Origin of the sequence: Streptococcus sp. HMSC078H12 (assembly GCF_001814615.1) — a bacterium.
GTDB classification, from domain to species: domain Bacteria; phylum Bacillota; class Bacilli; order Lactobacillales; family Streptococcaceae; genus Streptococcus; species Streptococcus salivarius_F.
Window position 1 is genome coordinate 1 of sequence record NZ_KV817315.1, and the last position, 1970, is coordinate 1970.

The window sequence follows — 1970 nt, forward strand, 5'->3', positions numbered from 1 at the left end:
TCAAACCACCCGTTAGACGGGTGGTTATGATTGGCCGTATTACCTATAATAGAAGCATAACTGAGAACAGCGACAGGAGTTCTTAATAAAAAGGAGTGTCGTATTATGATTGAATTTTTGATGTCAAAAAATGTGACTTATTTGGAATTGTTTTATATCTTTTTGGGAGTTGTTCTTTCAAAGGTATACCTTGCTTTGCGTGGCCGGAAGCACAATAAACTTGATGCATAAGAAAAAGGGTAGCACTCAATGCTATCCTTTTTTGCTGTCTTCATAAGTTTTAATCATTTTCTTCTGTGGTGTGGCCATTGGGAACTGGTCGAAGTCCTCAGCCGCTACCCAGCATAGCTCCTTATCGGTAGGGAGTTTGTCGTCATTAACGCTACCTTCCACCATCTCGATGGTCCATTTTTGGTGGCTGAAGGTATGTTTTACAGGTGTAAAATAACTGCTCGTCCACTCTGGTTTGAGGGCATAATTTTCCTCAAAAATAGCCTTTTGAGAGACTGTCTCGAGAATACTATCACCCTTTTCAAAAAAGCTGAGTTGTTGGCCAATAAAGTCCGTTTCCATGATAGGGAAGGACCAGAAGCCACCTAGCAGCCGTCCCTCGATATTTTTTTCGAGCAGAAATTCACCCTTTGTATTTCTGATAATAAAAGCTTGAATTTGCATAGGTTTAGGCTTCTTCTTAGGCAATTTGATAGGGTACTTGTCATAAGTTCCATTGAGATAGGCTGCACAGAAAAAGCGAATAGGGCTTTCGTCTGGTCTTGGATTTTTAGCCGATTCGATATCGGTCCCAAGGTCCATAAGCGCCTGATTAAAGTCCCCTGGACGGTCAGGGTCAATCAAAATGTCCATAATCGCTTGGAAAATCTTACGATTTTTGGCGTCTCCGATATCGTAGTTGACCTCAAAGAGACGAGCCATGACTCGCATAACATTACCATCAACAGCGGGTTCAGGGAGTCCAAAAGCGATGCTAGAAATAGCACCAGCAGTATAGGGTCCGATGCCCTTGAGTTTGGCAATATTGTCATAAGTATCTGGAAACTGACCATCAAAGTCATCCATGATTTGTTGCGCAGCCTTTTGCATGTTTCGGACACGGGAATAGTAACCTAGCCCCTCCCAAGCTTTGAGAAGCTTCTCTTCAGGAGCCTCAGCTAAATCCTTAACTGTTGGGAACCAGTCTAAAAAGCGCTCGTAATAGGGAATGACAGTCTGAACCTGGGTTTGTTGTAGCATGATTTCACTGACCCAGATATAATAGGGATTTTTAGTTCTACGCCACGGTAGGTCTCGTTTCTCTCGATCGTACCAGTCCAGGAGGGTACGACGAAAAGAGGCGATTTTCTCAGCATCCCACATGACAATGCCGTATTCTTTTAAATCTAACATGTCTCTATTGTAGCAAAGAAATCTTTTTTCAAAAAATTATGCGTTTTTCTGTTAAAAAGATTGACAAAAGTAAGCGTTTACATTATACTAAGAGTGTAAAGAAGATAAGGATTCATCAAGGAGGTAAAAGCCATGGTGAGAGTCAATATTTCAAGGTATAAAAACGGAGACTAAGATCTCTAAACAAAACAGTAGGCAAAACAAATAACTTTACCAATCATCTCTGAGGAGCGTGACCGCATGACAGTAGGACGTTACAAGAACGGAGATTAATTCAGTCGCATAAAATAGCTACAAGGGAGTGATACCACCAGAAGTTGAAAGCTAAACTCAAACTGTTAACTTAAGAAGAAGTGAGGTAAAGCTCATGAGAAATGTTAGTAGGTATAAAAATGGAGACACTTAGGTTGTTGCGTAAAATAGCCTAAGGAGTGATACCCATGCCACACGAAACGTAAATCCTATATTCTTAAGATGAACGAGGTGAGTTCATGAAAAATATCAGTAGGTATAAAAACGGCGATTAAAAATGTTGCATAAAATAGCTACAAGGGAGTGATACCACC

At 40.8% G+C, this 1970-nt stretch carries 1 protein-coding gene; it reads right to left on the reverse strand.

Annotation, left to right across the window (positions count from 1 at the left end; genetic code table 11):
- Positions 1-252: 252 nt before the first annotated feature.
- Entirely contained in the window at positions 253-1404 is a 1152-nt protein-coding gene (gene mutY / locus HMPREF2979_RS01320) for an A/G-specific adenine glycosylase (RefSeq protein ID WP_070654729.1), read from the reverse strand.
- Positions 1405-1970 lie beyond the last annotated feature (566 nt).

Bases quoted from the DNA above. Each gene is read 5' to 3' on its own strand.
- mutY (WP_070654729.1), bottom strand. From the start codon at position 1,404: ATGTTAGATTTAAAAGAATACGGCATTGTCATGTGGGATGCTGAGAAA.